Source organism: Pseudomonas sp. TH15, assembly GCF_016651105.1.
Taxonomy (GTDB): Bacteria; Pseudomonadota; Gammaproteobacteria; order Pseudomonadales; family Pseudomonadaceae; genus Aquipseudomonas.
The window spans coordinates 474,672-488,906 of sequence record NZ_JAEKEL010000002.1 but is presented as its reverse complement, the minus strand read 5'-3'; the positions used below and the strand labels follow the sequence as shown (position 1 = coordinate 488,906).

General features: G+C 57.9%; 14 protein-coding genes. 10 read left to right on the top strand and 4 right to left on the bottom strand.

Features of this window, described 5'->3' with window-relative positions; genetic code table 11:
* Window positions 1-194: 194 nt before the first annotated feature.
* A complete protein-coding gene (locus tag JFT87_RS26065) occupies window positions 195-662 on the top strand; it encodes a ferritin-like domain-containing protein (RefSeq protein ID WP_201194003.1) in 468 nt (155 codons plus the stop codon).
* A 286-nt stretch (window positions 663-948) separates the two neighbouring features.
* On the opposite strand, the gene JFT87_RS26060 is transcribed toward JFT87_RS26065, so the two are convergent.
* On the bottom strand, window positions 949-1,419 hold the full coding sequence (locus tag JFT87_RS26060) for a MaoC family dehydratase (protein WP_201206087.1): 471 nt from the start codon (window positions 1,417-1,419) through the stop codon (window positions 949-951).
* A gap of 54 nt (window positions 1,420-1,473) precedes the next feature.
* Window positions 1,474-2,418: an alpha/beta hydrolase gene (locus tag JFT87_RS26055; RefSeq protein WP_201206085.1), complete on the bottom strand. Its 945-nt coding sequence runs from the start codon at window positions 2,416-2,418 to the stop codon at window positions 1,474-1,476.
* Between the two features lie 227 nt (window positions 2,419-2,645).
* Between JFT87_RS26055 and fadD2 the strand changes: the two genes are divergently transcribed.
* Both fadD2 and fadD1 read left to right on the top strand, forming a co-directional pair.
* Window positions 2,646-4,334, top strand: a complete 1,689-nt coding sequence (gene fadD2, locus JFT87_RS26050) for a long-chain-fatty-acid--CoA ligase FadD2 (protein WP_201206083.1) — start codon at window positions 2,646-2,648, stop codon at window positions 4,332-4,334.
* A gap of 331 nt (window positions 4,335-4,665) precedes the next feature.
* A complete protein-coding gene (gene fadD1, locus JFT87_RS26045) occupies window positions 4,666-6,357 on the top strand; it encodes a long-chain-fatty-acid--CoA ligase FadD1 (protein ID WP_201206081.1) in 1,692 nt (563 codons plus the stop codon).
* Between the two features lie 554 nt (window positions 6,358-6,911).
* Here fadD1 and JFT87_RS26040 read toward each other — a convergent pair.
* Window positions 6,912-7,289 (bottom strand): hypothetical protein, encoded by a 378-nt coding sequence (locus tag JFT87_RS26040; protein WP_201206079.1) that lies wholly within the window; start codon window positions 7,287-7,289, stop codon window positions 6,912-6,914.
* Window positions 7,290-7,489: 200 nt separating this feature from the next.
* Here JFT87_RS26040 and JFT87_RS26035 point away from each other — a divergent pair, with 200 nt between their 5' ends.
* The 3 genes from JFT87_RS26035 to def all read left to right on the top strand — a co-directional run bounded on the left by JFT87_RS26035 (window position 7,490) and on the right by def (window position 9,347).
* Window positions 7,490-7,681 carry a CsbD family protein gene (locus tag JFT87_RS26035; RefSeq protein WP_201206077.1) on the top strand — a complete coding sequence of 64 codons (192 nt, stop codon included), beginning with the start codon at window positions 7,490-7,492 and terminating at the stop codon, window positions 7,679-7,681.
* Window positions 7,682-7,857: 176 nt separating this feature from the next.
* The gene (locus JFT87_RS26030) at window positions 7,858-8,805 is read left to right on the top strand and encodes a YihY/virulence factor BrkB family protein (protein ID WP_201206075.1); all 948 of its coding nucleotides are present in this window, start codon (window positions 7,858-7,860) and stop codon (window positions 8,803-8,805) included.
* A 2-nt stretch (window positions 8,806-8,807) separates the two neighbouring features.
* The gene (gene def / locus JFT87_RS26025; protein ID WP_201206073.1) at window positions 8,808-9,347 is read left to right on the top strand and encodes a peptide deformylase; all 540 of its coding nucleotides are present in this window, start codon (window positions 8,808-8,810) and stop codon (window positions 9,345-9,347) included.
* A 129-nt stretch (window positions 9,348-9,476) separates the two neighbouring features.
* On the opposite strand, the gene JFT87_RS26020 is transcribed toward def, so the two are convergent.
* Entirely contained in the window at window positions 9,477-9,896 is a 420-nt protein-coding gene (locus JFT87_RS26020) for a GNAT family N-acetyltransferase (protein ID WP_201206071.1), read from the bottom strand.
* A gap of 464 nt (window positions 9,897-10,360) precedes the next feature.
* On the opposite strand from JFT87_RS26020, the gene JFT87_RS26015 reads away from it, so the two are divergent.
* The 4 genes from JFT87_RS26015 (at window position 10,361) to JFT87_RS26000 (ending at window position 13,845) form a co-directional block, all read left to right on the top strand.
* Window positions 10,361-11,302: a fatty acid desaturase gene (locus JFT87_RS26015; RefSeq protein ID WP_201206069.1), complete on the top strand. Its 942-nt coding sequence runs from the start codon at window positions 10,361-10,363 to the stop codon at window positions 11,300-11,302.
* Window positions 11,303-11,356: 54 nt separating this feature from the next.
* Window positions 11,357-12,148, top strand: a complete 792-nt coding sequence (locus JFT87_RS26010) for a phosphate/phosphite/phosphonate ABC transporter substrate-binding protein (protein ID WP_201206067.1) — start codon at window positions 11,357-11,359, stop codon at window positions 12,146-12,148.
* 147 nt (window positions 12,149-12,295) lie between these two features.
* Entirely contained in the window at window positions 12,296-12,835 is a 540-nt protein-coding gene (locus JFT87_RS26005) for a sigma-70 family RNA polymerase sigma factor (RefSeq protein WP_201206065.1), read from the top strand.
* Window positions 12,832-13,845 carry an ABC transporter substrate-binding protein gene (locus JFT87_RS26000; protein ID WP_201206062.1) on the top strand — a complete coding sequence of 338 codons (1,014 nt, stop codon included), beginning with the start codon at window positions 12,832-12,834 and terminating at the stop codon, window positions 13,843-13,845. The genes JFT87_RS26005 and JFT87_RS26000 overlap by 4 nt, the downstream gene beginning before the upstream one ends.
* The last annotated feature ends 390 nt before the right edge of the window (window positions 13,846-14,235 follow it).

Here is a 14,235-nt window from a genome sequence, read left to right as displayed (position 1 = left end):
TCTTGATTCAAACAGTCTGGAAAATACAGGCATTCTGCATGCAGGCCAATTGACAGATCATGCAAATAAAGCGGATGCAGATTTCTGATTAAAGGTTAAGCAATTGAAAAATAACAAATAAATTATCAATTCAAGGCTGGCATGCGAGCTGCAACAACTATTGCATCTTTCATCAACCCGCAAGGAATTGAAAAATGACCGACCTCAATAAAGAAGCGATCTCTGTACTCAACGACCTGATTGAAACCAGCAAAGACGGTCAGGAAGGGTTCAAGACTTGCGCTGAAGACATCAAACACCCAGAACTCAAAACCCTGTTCGTTCAGCGTTCCGCCGATTGCGCGACTGCTGCTGCCGAACTGCAGAGCGCTGTGCGTTCCATGGGTGGCGATCCGGAAACCTCCACCAGCGTTAGCGGTGACTTGCATCGTCGCTGGGTCGATGTGAAAGCAATGTTTACCGGCAAGGGCGAGGAGGCTGTGCTCAACGAAGCCGAGCGCGGTGAAGACCATGCGCTGAAGGCCTACAAGGAAGCGCTGGAAAAAATTACCAAACACAACTTGGTGGGTATTCGTGACCTGGTTGAGCGTCAGTATCACGGCGTGCAACGCAACCACGACCAGGTGAAAGCCCTGCGTAATCAGGCTCGTGCTCGTTCGTAAGGGTTCTTGGCTGTAATAAAAAACGCCAGTCTGACTGGCGTTTTTTTATGTGTCCGGGAAAGCAGAAGCAGAAGCAGAAGCCCCTCACCCTAGCCCTCTCCCAAAGGGAGAGGGGACTGACCGAGTTGTTTATTCGAGGTACATCGACCTGACAGTCCGAGGTGAATGTAGATCTCAAGAACAACACAGATCGGCTCCCTTTCCCCTCTACCCCTTGGGGGCGGTCCGACGTTTCGGGAGGGCTGGGGTGAGGGGGAAAAGCTCCCACTGACATTCCTCTAATCAATCAGCCAATGCTGATCGGCGGCAGAACCGGCAAGTTCACCGTCTGCTGCTTACGCGGCGCCAGAATCTCGGCCTCGCCATCCACTACCAACTCATCGCGCTGGTTGAACACGCGAGTGGCAATGCGCACCCGAAACTTGGGCAGCTTTTCGAGAATTTCCAGACGCACGGTCAGGGTGTCGCCGATTTTCACCGGTTTCTGAAAGGTCATCTGTTGACCGATATAAATAGTGCCCGGCCCAGGCAACTCGCAGGCGACGGCAGCGCTGATCAGGGCGCCGCTGAACATGCCGTGGGCGATACGTTCCTTGAACATGGTGCCGGCGGCGAATTCGGCGTCCAGATGCACCGGGTTGTGATCGCCGGACATCGCGGCGAACAACTGAATGTCGCGCTCTTCGACGGTCTTGCTGTAACTGGCGGTCTGGCCGACTTCAAGGGCTTCGTAAGGGGTGTTGGTAACCTGGGTCATCTGTCTCAATTCCTGTGACGAATTTAAAAATCCACAAAAAAACTATTCGAAAAACTATTCGGTTCTGGCCGGACGGCGGTGGCTGAGCGCCTGGGCGATCCAGTTCAGTACGTCAGCGGTCACTTCATCGCGGTTGCTCTCGTTGAACAGCTCATGCCGTGCCTGCGGGTAAATATTCAATTGCAGGTTCTGGCTGCCGGCCGCGCGTAGCGCATGAGCCAGATCTTTGAGACGCTTACCTTCGCTTACCGGATCACATTCGCCGCCTATTACGAGCAAGGGCAGGCCCGGATCGACCTGGGCGAGATTGGACGCTTTGCTGATTTGCTGCAAGCCGCCGAGCAAATCGATCCACAGCTGATTGGTACAGCGAAAGCCGCAGAGCGGGTCGTTGGCGTATTTATCGACTTCGAGCGGGTCGCGGCTCAGCCAGTCGAATCGCGTGCGCGCCGGTTTGAATTGCTTGTTGAACGAGCCAAAGGACAGGAACTCGATCAACGCGCTGCGCCCCTTCGGCCCCTGACGCAACCGTTCGAGACGGGCAATCTGCCGCGCCGCGCGATAAAGCGCCACGGGCTGGAAGTTCGAACCACTGAGAATCGCCCCGTGCAGGCTGGCGCTGTGATGCAGCAGATAGGCTTGGGCGATGTAGCTGCCCATGCTGTGGCCAAGCAGCACAATCGGCACCCCGGGGTGCTGCTGGCCGATGTGCTGGTTGAGGCTGGCCAGGTCGCCGACGACCTTGCACCAGCCATCGTCATCAGCGAAATGGCCCAGTGTCCCGTTTTCGGCAGTTTTGCCATGTCCACGCAGGTCCGGCGCGCAGACACCGTAGCCCTGCTCGCAGAGTTTTTCTGCCAGACGCCCGTAGCGACCGCTGTGCTCGGCCATGCCATGGGCCAGCAGAATCACGGCTTTTAAAGGCGTGGCGGGCAACCATTGGTTGACGAAGAGGCGGCTGTGGTCAGACGCGGTCAGCCAGAAAGTGTCGTGGATCATGGCGATTCCTTTGCACGATGTGGTTGCATTGTATAGCGCATCCCTCGCCCGGCGTCTGATCAGCCCACAGCACGCTAGGAAGATTCACACGATCAATGACGGTGTTGGCCGTATTTGCCTGATTCGCCATAGCTGCTAGTGTCCGTGAAGCTCCGCTTTTCACTTTTTGTTTTTTCAGAAGTGACAGAAAAGTGGCCGAGGTGATTCAGGTAAAGAGGACAAGAACAATGCAACCTGATTTCTGGAATGACAAACGCCCGGCCGGCGTGCCCCTGGACATTGATCTTGGGGCTTACAAGTCGGTGATCGAGGTGTTCGAGCGTTCCTGCAAGAAGTTCGCGGATCGCCCGGCGTTCAGCAACATGGGCGTGACCCTGACCTACGCCGAACTCGAACGCCACAGCGCTGCCTTCGCCGGTTACCTGCAAGCCCACACCGACCTGCTGCCGGGCGATCGCATCGCGGTGCAGATGCCCAACGTCCTGCATTACCCGATAGCGGTGTTTGGTGCCTTGCGCGCCGGGCTGATCGTGGTCAACACCAACCCGCTGTACACCCCGCGGGAGATGCGTCATCAGTTCAAGGATTCCGGTGCCCGGGCGCTGGTCTACCTGAACATGTTCGGCGCCAAGGTTCAGGAAGTGCTGGCCGACACCGACATCCAGTATTTGATCGAAGCGAAGATGGGCGACCTGATGCCCACCGCCAAAGGCTGGCTGGTCAACACGATGGTGAGCAAGGTCAAGAAAATGGTCCCGGACTATTCCTTGCCCCAGGCTATTTCCTTCAAAAGCGCGCTGCGTCTGGGCCGGGGCCTGGGCATCAAGCCACTGAGCGTCGGCCTCGACGACATCGCGGTGTTGCAATACACCGGCGGCACCACCGGTCTGGCCAAGGGCGCGATGCTCACTCATGGCAACCTGGTGGCAAACATGCAGCAGGCGCGGGCGTGCCTGGGGCAGTTCGGCGACGACGGTCAGCCGCTGCTGCGCGAAGGGCAGGAGGTGATGATCGCGCCGCTGCCGCTGTACCACATCTATGCATTCACGGCGAACTGCATGTGCATGATGGTGACCGGTAACCACAACGTGCTGATCACCAATCCACGGGACATCAAAGGCTTTATCAAGGAACTCAAGAACTGGCGGTTTTCGGCATTGCTGGGGCTCAACACATTGTTCGTGGCGCTGATGGATCACCCGGACTTCAAGACCCTCGACTTCTCCAGCCTCAAGCTCACCAACTCCGGCGGCACCGCGTTGGTCAAGGCCACCGCCGAGCGTTGGGAACAGCTCACCGGTTGCCGCATCACCGAAGGTTACGGCCTGACCGAAACCTCACCGGTGGCCTGCACCAACCCGTATGGCGATAAGTCGCGAATCGGCACGGTCGGCCTGCCGGTGCCGGGCACTACGCTCAAAATTATCAATGATGACGGCATTGAGCAGCCGTTGGGCGAGCGGGGCGAGTTGTGCATCAAGGGCCCGCAGATCATGAAGGGCTACTGGCAGAAACCCGAAGCCACCGCCGAAGTGCTGGATGCCGAGGGCTGGTTCAAGTCGGGTGACATCGCGGTGATCGACCCGGACGGTTTCGTGCGTATCGTCGATCGCAAGAAAGACATGATCATCGTCTCGGGCTTCAACGTGTACCCGAACGAAATCGAAGACGTGGTGATGGCTCACCCGAAAGTCGCCAACTGCGCAGTCATCGGCGTGCCGGACGAACGTTCGGGGGAAGCGGTGAAGTTGTTTGTGGTGGCCCGTGAGTCGGGAGTCAGCCTTGAAGAGTTGAAGGCGTACTGCAAAGAAAACTTCACCGCCTACAAAGTGCCCAAGCATATTGTGTTGCGTGAGTCGTTACCGATGACGCCGGTGGGCAAGATCTTGCGGCGGGAGTTACGCGATATCGCGTAATGAATTGTTAGCGAAGCTACAGCAAAAAGGGGCGACCAAATGCGGTCGCCCCTTTTTTTGTATTCGCTGTTTGGCTGTAAGGCTTGTTTTAGAGCGTTTTCTGTCGCTATAGAATCTTTGCTCTAAAAAAGACCATTGATTGGTCTTGAGTCACTAATATGACTGTGGAGGCTGTTTTGGGCTCTAGGCGGCCCTTTGCAAAGCTGCTACTCTCGGCGCGCTTTGTGACATCTCGGCTATATAAAAGCCAGACTCACCAATAAAAAACATACACCAATAATAATCGCATCAAATGCGGTGATGAATTCGCGTTGCTGAGGAGTGGGCTTCCATGATCGAAGACTTTTGGAAGGATAAGTACCCTGCCGGGATTGCTGCCGACATCAATCCAGACGAGTATCCGAATATTCAGGCAGTGTTGAAGCAGTCCTGCCAACGCTTCGCCAACAAACCGGCATTCAGCAACCTGGGCAAGACAATCACCTACGGTGAACTGTACGAATTGTCCGGTGCCTTTGCCGCTTACCTGCAACAGCATACCGACTTGCAGCCCGGTGATCGAATCGCCGTGCAACTGCCTAACGTGTTGCAGTACCCGGTCGCCGTATTCGGTGCGATCCGCGCCGGGCTGATCGTAGTCAACACCAACCCGCTGTACACCGCGCGGGAGATGGAACACCAATTCAACGACTCCGGTGCCAAAGCCCTGGTCTGCCTGGCCAACATGGCGCATCTGGCCCAGATCGTGGTGCCGAAAACCGGCGTCAAGCACGTCATCGTCACCGAAGTCGCCGACCTGCTGCCGCCACTCAAGCGTCTGCTGATCAACAGCGTCATCAAGTATGTGAAGAAGATGGTCCCGGCGTATCACTTGCCCAAGGCCGTCAAGTTCAACGACGTGCTGAGCAAGGGCCACGGCCAGCCAGTGGCTGAAGCCAACCCGGACAGCGGCGATGTCGCGGTGCTGCAATACACCGGCGGTACCACTGGCGTAGCGAAGGGCGCGATGCTGACCCACCGCAACCTGGTGGCGAACATGCTGCAGTGCAAGGCGCTGATGGGTTCCAACCTTAATGAAGGTTGCGAGATCCTGATCACGCCGCTGCCGCTGTACCACATCTATGCCTTCACCTTTCATTGTATGGCGATGATGCTGATCGGCAACCACAACATCCTGATCAGCAACCCGCGCGACCTGACGGCGATGGTCAAGGAACTGTCGAAGTGGAAGTTCAGCGGTTTCGTTGGCCTGAACACATTGTTCGTGGCGCTGTGCAATAACGAAGCGTTCCGCAAGCTGGATTTCTCGGCGCTGAAGGTCACCCTGTCCGGTGGCATGGCCCTGCAACTGGCCGCCGCCGAGCGCTGGAAAGCGGTCACCGGTTGCGCCATCTGCGAAGGTTACGGCATGACCGAAACCAGCCCGGTGGCCACGGTCAACCCGATCCAGAACATTCAGGTCGGCACCATCGGTATTCCGGTTCCATCGACCCTGTGCAAAGTCATCGACGATGCCGGTGTTGAACAGCCGCTAGGCGAAATCGGCGAACTGTGTGTGAAAGGTCCGCAAGTCATGAAGGGCTACTGGCAGCGTCAGGAAGCCACCGATGAAATGCTCGACAGCGAAGGCTGGTTGAAGACCGGTGACATCGCGCTGATCCAGCCTGATGGCTACATGCGCATTGTCGATCGCAAGAAAGACATGATTCTGGTCTCGGGTTTCAACGTATACCCGAATGAACTGGAAGATGTGCTCGCGACCCTGCCGGGCGTGCTGCAATGCGCAGCCATCGGTATTCCGGACGAGAAGTCGGGCGAGGCGATCAAGATCTTCATCGTTGCCAAGCCGGGCGTCACGCTGACCAAGGAAACGGTGATGGAGCACATGCGCGCCAACGTCACCGGGTACAAGGTCCCGCGTTCCGTTGAGTTCCGCGATGCGCTGCCGACCACCAACGTCGGCAAGATCCTGCGCCGCGAACTGCGCGACGAAGAGCTGAAAAAGCTGGGCCTGAAGAAGTAAGCCCCGCGTAAAACACAAAAGCCCCGCAGATGCGGGGCTTTTTGTTGGTGCAGAGCATAGCTTGGATTTTGGGGTGAATCCTGCCCCTCACCCCAGCCCTCTCCCTAGGGAGAGGGAGCTGATCATCTGCACTTCAAGATCTGCGTTCGCCTCGATATCTCAGGTCGGTGTGGCTCGCTCAAACACCTCGGTCAGCCCTCTCGCCCTCAGGAAGAGGGGGCTGATCATCTGCACTTCAAGATCTGCGTTCGCCTCGATATCTCAGGTCAGTGTGGCTCGCTCAAACACCTCGGTCAGCCCTCTCTCCCTCAGGAAGAGGGAGCTGATCATCTGCATTTCAAGATCTGCGTTCGACTCGATATCTCAGGTCGGTGTGGCTCGCTCAAACACCTCGGTCAGCCCTCTCTCCCTCAGGAAGAGGGAGCTGATCATCTGCACTTCAAGATCTGCGTTCGACTTGATATCTCAGGTCGGTGTGGCTCGCTCAAACACCTCGGTCAGTCCCCTCTCCCTCCGGGAGAGGGCTAGGGTGAGGGAAAAAGGCGCCCCCAATCTTATTGACGGAACGGCGCGAAGTTGACGTTGGTGCCCGCCGGACGCATGTCCTGCAGGTACGAGTCCTTGTCGGCGCTCAGTTCCAGGCTCAGGGCTGCTTTGCGTTTGCCTTCATTGCGCACCACCAGGCCTTCGAGCTTCTCGCGCAGGAACACCGTCGGCACTTTCAGGTGCACCAGTTCGTCGGTGTCCGGTGTGTGCATCAGCAGGTGAACCCATTCGTACTGACCAACGGCAAGGCGTGCTACCGGGATGTCGAACCACCAGATGTTGCGATTGCGGTTCAATTCGGTGAAATGGCAGTTGTTGACGCCAAGCACAGCACCGCCGAGCTCCAGGTTTCTGCGGGCAATGGCCTGCTTTTTATCGAGTTTCATAACATTCCTACGGGATTGGATCTTCAGCGCCATGGCCTGAATACGTTGCGCATTCTCGGGGGTTGGACGGCAAACATAAAGCCCAACCTGCGCGCAGCGATGAAATGTCGCGTTAAAAATAAATGAAACTCCGTGCAAACGCTGCCGGTCAATCTTTGTGTAACGACTATGCCCTTTGAATTGTTCACAGGAGAAACACCATGAGCAGCACTGGCGATAAAGTTAAAGGCGTGACAAACGAAGCGGTCGGCAACGTCAAGCAAGGCGTCGGCAAGGCCACTGACAACACCAAACTGCAAGTTGAAGGCAAGATGCAGGAGAAGAAAGGCGAGGCACAGCAAGCGGTCGGCAAAGCCAAGGACGCGATCAAGAAAGCGGTCGATAAGTCCTGACGTGCCGCCCCTTCAAGGCACACTGAAACGGCCATCCGCGGATGGCCGTTTTTACGTCAGCCGTCCCGGTTAAAACAACGAAATTGTTTCAGAGTCGCCAAGTAGGCTACTTTGATGTAGAAAACGGCCCCTGAGTCGCCCCGACTTCAACCTTTTTGCGGCGAAAGGAGACGCTAATGATTTTCCCGGACATGAAAGGTCTGCCCCTGCACCACGTGATGGTGCGTACGGTCAAAGAGTTCATCGACGATGAAATGTCGACCTACGCCTCGGCGCTGGCCTATCAAATGCTGTTCTCGTTGTTCCCCTTCATTCTGTTCCTGATTGCCCTGATCGGTTTCCTGCACCTGCCGGACTTTTTCTCCTGGCTGCGCCTGCAATCGGAACTGGTATTGCCGCCCCAGGCCCTGGAACAAGTGAACCCGGTCATTGATCAACTCCAGCAATCCAAGGGGGGGTTACTCTCGGTCGGTATCGTCATCGCCCTGTACACCGCCTCTGCCGGTGTGCGGCTGATGATGAACGCGATGAACGCCGCCTACGATGTGGTCGAGGGTCGTCCGCTCTGGAAGCGTTTTCCACTGTCGATTTTCTACACCGTCGGCATTGCTGGCATGCTGCTGGCCGCTGCCGCATTGATGGTGCTCGGGCCGCAGGTGATGGGCTGGATCGCGTCGCAGGTCGGGCTGGAAGATTTCATCGTCACGGTTTGGACCATCGCGCGCTGGCCGGTCATCGTGATCCTGATGATGGTCGCGGTGGCGTTGATCTATTACGTCATGCCTGACGTCAAACAAGAGTTTCGCTTCATCACCCCAGGCTCGGTGCTGGCCGTGGTGGTGTGGATTATCGCGTCGTTGGGTTTCGCGTTTTACGTCAAGACCTTCGCCAACTACAACGCCATGTATGGCAGTATCGGCGCGATCATCGTGCTGTTGCTGTACTTCTACATTTCCTCGGCGGTGCTGTTGCTCGGCGCGGAGATGAATGCGGTGATCGAGCATATGTCGAGCGAAGGCAAGGACCCTGGCGAAAAGGTCCCTGGCGAGAACGACGAACCCAAACAACACGTTTCGGGACTGGGACGGGACCACTCGCTCAAACCGACCTCTGACGAAGCCTGAACATGATCCGTGAAATTCTGAAAATGGGCGATGAACGCCTGCTGCGCATTGCCCCTCCCGTGCCGGCCGAAATGTTCGACAGCCCCGAGTTGTGGCAACTGATCGACGACATGTTCCAGACCATGGAAAGCGTGGGTGGCGTTGGCCTGGCCGCGCCGCAGATCGGCGTCGACCTGCAACTGGTGATCTTCGGTTTCGAGCACAGCGAACGCTATCCCGACGCCGAAGCCGTGCCGCAGACGATTCTGATCAACCCGCTGATTACGCCGTTGAGTCCGACCCTGGAAGAGGGCTTCGAAGGTTGCCTGTCGGTGCCCGGCCTGCGCGGCGCGGTGGATCGTTACCAGCACATTCGTTATGAAGGCGTTGACCCGAGGGGCCAGCCGATCGTGCGTATTGCCTCGGGGTTTCATGCGCGGGTGGTGCAGCATGAGTGCGATCATTTGATCGGTCGGTTGTACCCGTCGCGGATCAGTGACTTCACTAAGTTCGGCTTCACTGAAGTGATGTTTCCGGACCTCGACCCCAACGCCGACGACTGATCCAAGACCCGGCACATACCCCTGTGGGAGCGAGCCTGCTCGCGAATGCGTAATTTCAGTGACAGGTTCTGTGACTGACCCAGCGCTTTCGCGAGCAGGCTCGCTGCCATTTTGGTTTTGCATTGCACATCAGGATTGAGCAGGAATCAGCTCCATGGCGATCATGGGTTTGCTACGCGCGTAACGGCTCAAGCGCTCGACCATGGCGTAGGGCATTTGCGGGTCGAAATAAAAGCCGCGACGCTCGTAAAATCCGCGCAAATCCGGGTGGCAGAACAGCCACGCCGGGCTGTCGAGGTCCTTGACGGCTGCGGCGATCAGCGCCGCCGCCACGCCTTGCTCGCGACAGGCCGGATCGACAAACAACCCCGTCAACCAATGCCCGCCCGACACGGGGCGCAAGCACAGCGCGGCGACGATTTCCCCGCGCCTGGCCACCCAGAGTTGAGCATCGCGCACCGCTTTCATTGGCGATTGGTGGGCGCGGTAAAACTTGTTCATCAACGGCCATAACGGCTCGTCGAGCAAGGTGTATTGGGTGTCTGGCATGGGCTTTGGCTGTCGGTTGGCTGAGCGGGCGATTATAAAAGAACGCGAGCGGCGCGATAGGTGTATACCTGACTTCACATCCCGTATGAGTGGAGTACGTATCATGGCCAAAGGCATGGATTCAAAGAAAGCTGCGAAGAAAAAACCGGCAAAAACCGCCGATGAAAAGCGCGCGGACAAGAAGGCCAAGAAGGTGGACGTGTTCGGGCACTGAGACCTGAATCACCCTGTGGCTAAGGGGCTTTTTGTGGTGAGGGGGCTTGCCCCCGTTGGAGCGCGAAGCGCTCCCCTGCGGTTGACCTGAAGAATGGTCATCGCCTTTGCGACTGCTGCGCAGCCGAACGGGGGCAAGCCCCCTCGCCACAAATGCTTAACCAACACACTCTGACGACCTAACCAAATAATCTGCAAGATTTCCCCACGCTATTGCACAGAGAGGGACAAGTCCCGTTCTGAGCAAAGCCATGTCCCATTACTTCGACGCCGCCCATCGAGAAGAAATCGAAACCCTGCGCCAACGCCTGACCGCTCGCACCGAATGGCCCACCTGGTTGTTGCTGATTGGCGTGTACGCGGCCTGGTTCAGCATTGTCTTGGCCAGTGACCGGCTGGGCCTTTGGTGGAGCACGCTGTTGCTGATTCCGTTGGTGGTGCTCTGGTTGTCGGTGCAACACGAATTGCTCCACGGGCACCCCACGCGCAGGCTGGCCCTGAACAAACTCCTCGGTTACGCACCGTTTGCAGTGTGGTTTCCGTACACCCTCTATCGCGACAGCCATTTGCTGCATCACCACGACGAAGACCTGACCGTCCCCGGTCGCGACCCGGAAAGCCGTTACCTCAGCGCCGCGCACTGGCAACGCAACTCGGTGTTCAAACAGGCCCTGCACCGGCTGAACAAAACCGTGCTCGGGCGCGTCATGGTTGGCGCGCCCATGGCGTTGCAGGCCCTGGCCCGCAAAGAACTGCGACGCCTGCGCACGGGCGAGCGCCAAGCCTGGCTGATGTGGTTGACCCACAGCACGCTTACGGTGTTGATGCTGGCGTTCATCGCGCACTTCAGCGTGCTGCCGGTGTGGCATTACCTGTTGCTGATCAGCGTGCCGGCGCTGTCGATTGCAATGATTCGCTCCTACTATGAACACCGCCCGAACGCCCAACCCGAGCAACGTACCGTGCTCAATGAAGCGGCGTGGCCGTGGAGCTGGCTGTTCCTGAACAACAACCTGCACCTGGTGCATCACGACTTGCCGAGCCTGCCCTGGTATGACTTGCCCACGGCTTATCACGCACGTCGTGAGCAATGGCTGGCGCGCAGTGGCGGGTTTTTGGTGCAGGGTTATGGGCAGTTGTGGCGCCAAAATGGCGTGAAGGCGATCGACAGCCCCCAACACCCTTACCACTGACCCAAGAACACCGCCGCCCCTACAGTTGGAAATTTGTTGTCAGGAAACATGTGTATGACCCAGCACCACGCCGAACTGCTGATGTATGCCGCCCCCGAGCCCATCCGCGTGGCCAATGAGCGTTGGCTCGCGCGCATTCTCGAACACCTCGGGCATACGCGGTTGAATGCTCAAGGCTTGTCGCTGCCTCAACTCTGGCTGTCGCCCGCTCTGCTTGTCACGCAAACCTGCGGCTATCCGTTGATGACGGTTTTAAAGGGGCGGGTGCGCGTCATCGGTCGCCCGCGTTACGAACTGCCCGACGCCAGTGCCGGCAAGCATTGCAGCCTGATTCTCAGCCGAGCCGATGACTCACGCAAAACCCTTGGCGAATTTCGCCACAGCCGTGGGGTGATCAACAGCGAAGACTCCAACAGTGGCATGAACCTGTTGCGCCAGCGCCTGGCGCCGTTGCAACAGGACGGTCAATTCTTCACTGCCGTCGGCACCAGTGGCGGTCACCGCGAGAGTCTGCGCTGGCTGCGCGACCAGCGTGCCGATCTGGCGGCTATCGACAGCGTCACCTATGCCTATCTTGCGCAACACGCGCCTGAAGAGGTCAGCGGCTTGCGGGTACTCGCGCGCAGTGCTTGCAGTCCGACGTTGCCTTTCATCACGGTTGCCAGCGCTACCGACGAACGCGTCGAACTCCTGCGGCAAGTGATGAACCAGGCCCTGCGCGAACTTCCTGATGTGGTGCGAACACTGGGTTTGCCCGAAGTGCTGCCGGCAGGCGAAGGCGATTATCAGGTTGTCCTCGACTATGAGCACGAGGCTGAAAAATTGGGGTATGGCCGCTTGCGCTGAAACATCGCCGCCAGTGATCTTTTGATCGAATATTCCTATAAGTAATATAAAAATGCCTTTTAAGTCTTATTAAAGAATAAGGCTCTTGGCTAGAATCGCTCCACCGGATCACCGGACATTCAGCGACCCCTAACCCCAGGAGCCCCTATGTCCGGCGCCGACCTTTCCCATCGTCAGGTTGTTGGCAGCCTGTTCCGCGCCCACTACCCGTGGCTCTGCCTGTACCTGCGCCGTCATCTGCACGATGTAGCCAGCGTCGAAGACATCGCTGCCGAAACCTTCGCGCAGCTGCTCGAAGCTCCGGCATTGAGCGCCATCCGTGAGCCCCGCGCGCTGCTGACCACCGTCGCCCAGCGTCTGCTCTATCAGCGTTGGCGCCGGGCCGATCTGGAGCGTCGTCATGCGCAGCAAGTCGAGATCGATTTCGCCACCTCGCCCGAAGTGCTCGCGCAACTGACGCAAACCCTCAACCGTCTCGACCGCACGCTTGAACGCTTGCCGGGCAAGGTCCGGGCAACGTTCCTGTTGTCGCGAATCGATGGCCTGACCTACCCGCAAATCGCCGCCGAACTGGGCATTTCCCAGCGTTCGGTCAGCGTCTACATGACCCGCTCCCAGGCTTTGTGCGTCCAGCACAGCGCCAATGAATCCATCAATCGAACACCTTTGACCCAGAGGTCCGCATGAGATCGATCAAAACCCTGCTCGGCAGTTCGCTGCTGGCCCTGAGCCTCGTGGCTACCCACGTTCCTGCCGCCGAAAAACCCACGCCGATCCACTTTGGCGACATTGCCTGGGAAAGCGGCAGTTTCATCACCGAAGTCCTGCGACTGATCGTCGAGAAAGGTTACGGCTACCCGACCGACACCTTGCCCGGCAGCACCGTCAGCCTCGAAGCGGCGCTGTCCAAGAACGATATCCAGGTGATCGGCGAAGAATGGGCCGGGCGCAGTCCGGCGTGGGTCAAGGCCTCGGCCGAAGGCAAAGTGTTCGGCCTCGGCGACACGGTCAAAGGCGCCACCGAAGGTTGGTGGGTGCCGGAATACGTGATCAAGGGTGACCCGGAACGCGGCATCAAACCGTTGGCCCCGGAGCTGAAGTCCGTTGCTGACCTGGCCCGCTACAAGGACGTGTTCCGCGACCCTGAAGACCCGAGCCGCGGGCGCTTTCTCAATAGCCCTACTGGCTGGACTTCGGAGATCGTCAACAGCCAGAAACTCAAGGCCTATGACCTGACTGCCGACTACGTCAACTTCCGTACCGGCTCCGGTGCGGCGCTGGATGCCGAGGTGGCGTCGTCGATCCGCCGTGGCAAACCGGTGCTGTTCTACTACTGGTCGCCGACACCGTTGTTGGGCCGTTTCAAACTGGTGAAACTTGAAGAGCCGCCGTTCGATGCCGAAGCCTGGAAGACCCTGGCCGATGCCAACAACCCGCATCCGAAGGGCACCCGTTCAATGCCGGCCAGCTTGGCGATTGGCGTGTCCGCGCCGTTCAAGACGCAGTACCCGGACCTGGTGGCGTTCTTTGAAAAGGTCGACTTGCCGATTGGTCTGCTGAACCAGACCCTGGCGCAGATGAGCGAAAAACGTCAGCAACCGCGTCAGGTGGCCGAAGCGTTTTTGCGTGATCAGCCGCAGGTATGGAAGGCTTGGGTGCCGGGGGAGGTGGCGACCAAGGTGAGTGGGAGTTTGTAGGTTCTTTCTGATGTTTTTGTGGTGTTTGAGCGATAGCCTTCGCGAGCAAGCCCGCTCCCACAGATAGTGCGCTGATTTGAAATAGCGCAGAACCCTGTGGGAGCTGGCTTGCCAGCGATAGCGTCAGACCCGCCAACACCTCCCGCGCTGAATCGATTTTTGTGCAAAAAGTGCCAGCTACTGGCCGACTAGTGGCCTTGCGCAAGGCTTTGCGCTGGCTATGCTGCTCTGTAACTAACTATGTCGACCGTGCACGGTTAGTGCGCAAATTCATGCTGCCAGAGTGCGCAACTCAAGGCACCGACACTGAACAACATGGAGCCATCCGGTAAATGGAGTTACTTAGCAAAACGTTAGGTTGGCCCGACCGGGCTATCAAGAGAAGGATGC

Excerpts from the sequence above, each read along its gene's own strand:
- JFT87_RS26065 (WP_201194003.1), top strand. The coding sequence starts at position 195 with ATGACCGACCTCAATAAAGAAGCGATCTCTGTACTCAACGACCTGATT.
- JFT87_RS26060 (WP_201206087.1), bottom strand. The coding sequence starts at position 1,419 with ATGACCCAGGTTACCAACACCCCTTACGAAGCCCTTGAAGTCGGCCAG.
- JFT87_RS26055 (WP_201206085.1), bottom strand. The coding sequence starts at position 2,418 with ATGATCCACGACACTTTCTGGCTGACCGCGTCTGACCACAGCCGCCTC.
- fadD2 (WP_201206083.1), top strand. The coding sequence starts at position 2,646 with ATGCAACCTGATTTCTGGAATGACAAACGCCCGGCCGGCGTGCCCCTG.
- fadD1 (WP_201206081.1), top strand. The coding sequence starts at position 4,666 with ATGATCGAAGACTTTTGGAAGGATAAGTACCCTGCCGGGATTGCTGCC.
- JFT87_RS26040 (WP_201206079.1), bottom strand. The coding sequence starts at position 7,289 with ATGAAACTCGATAAAAAGCAGGCCATTGCCCGCAGAAACCTGGAGCTC.
- JFT87_RS26035 (WP_201206077.1), top strand. The coding sequence starts at position 7,490 with ATGAGCAGCACTGGCGATAAAGTTAAAGGCGTGACAAACGAAGCGGTC.
- JFT87_RS26030 (WP_201206075.1), top strand. The coding sequence starts at position 7,858 with ATGATTTTCCCGGACATGAAAGGTCTGCCCCTGCACCACGTGATGGTG.
- def (WP_201206073.1), top strand. The coding sequence starts at position 8,808 with ATGATCCGTGAAATTCTGAAAATGGGCGATGAACGCCTGCTGCGCATT.
- JFT87_RS26020 (WP_201206071.1), bottom strand. The coding sequence starts at position 9,896 with ATGCCAGACACCCAATACACCTTGCTCGACGAGCCGTTATGGCCGTTG.
- JFT87_RS26015 (WP_201206069.1), top strand. The coding sequence starts at position 10,361 with ATGTCCCATTACTTCGACGCCGCCCATCGAGAAGAAATCGAAACCCTG.
- JFT87_RS26010 (WP_201206067.1), top strand. The coding sequence starts at position 11,357 with ATGACCCAGCACCACGCCGAACTGCTGATGTATGCCGCCCCCGAGCCC.
- JFT87_RS26005 (WP_201206065.1), top strand. The coding sequence starts at position 12,296 with ATGTCCGGCGCCGACCTTTCCCATCGTCAGGTTGTTGGCAGCCTGTTC.
- JFT87_RS26000 (WP_201206062.1), top strand. The coding sequence starts at position 12,832 with ATGAGATCGATCAAAACCCTGCTCGGCAGTTCGCTGCTGGCCCTGAGC.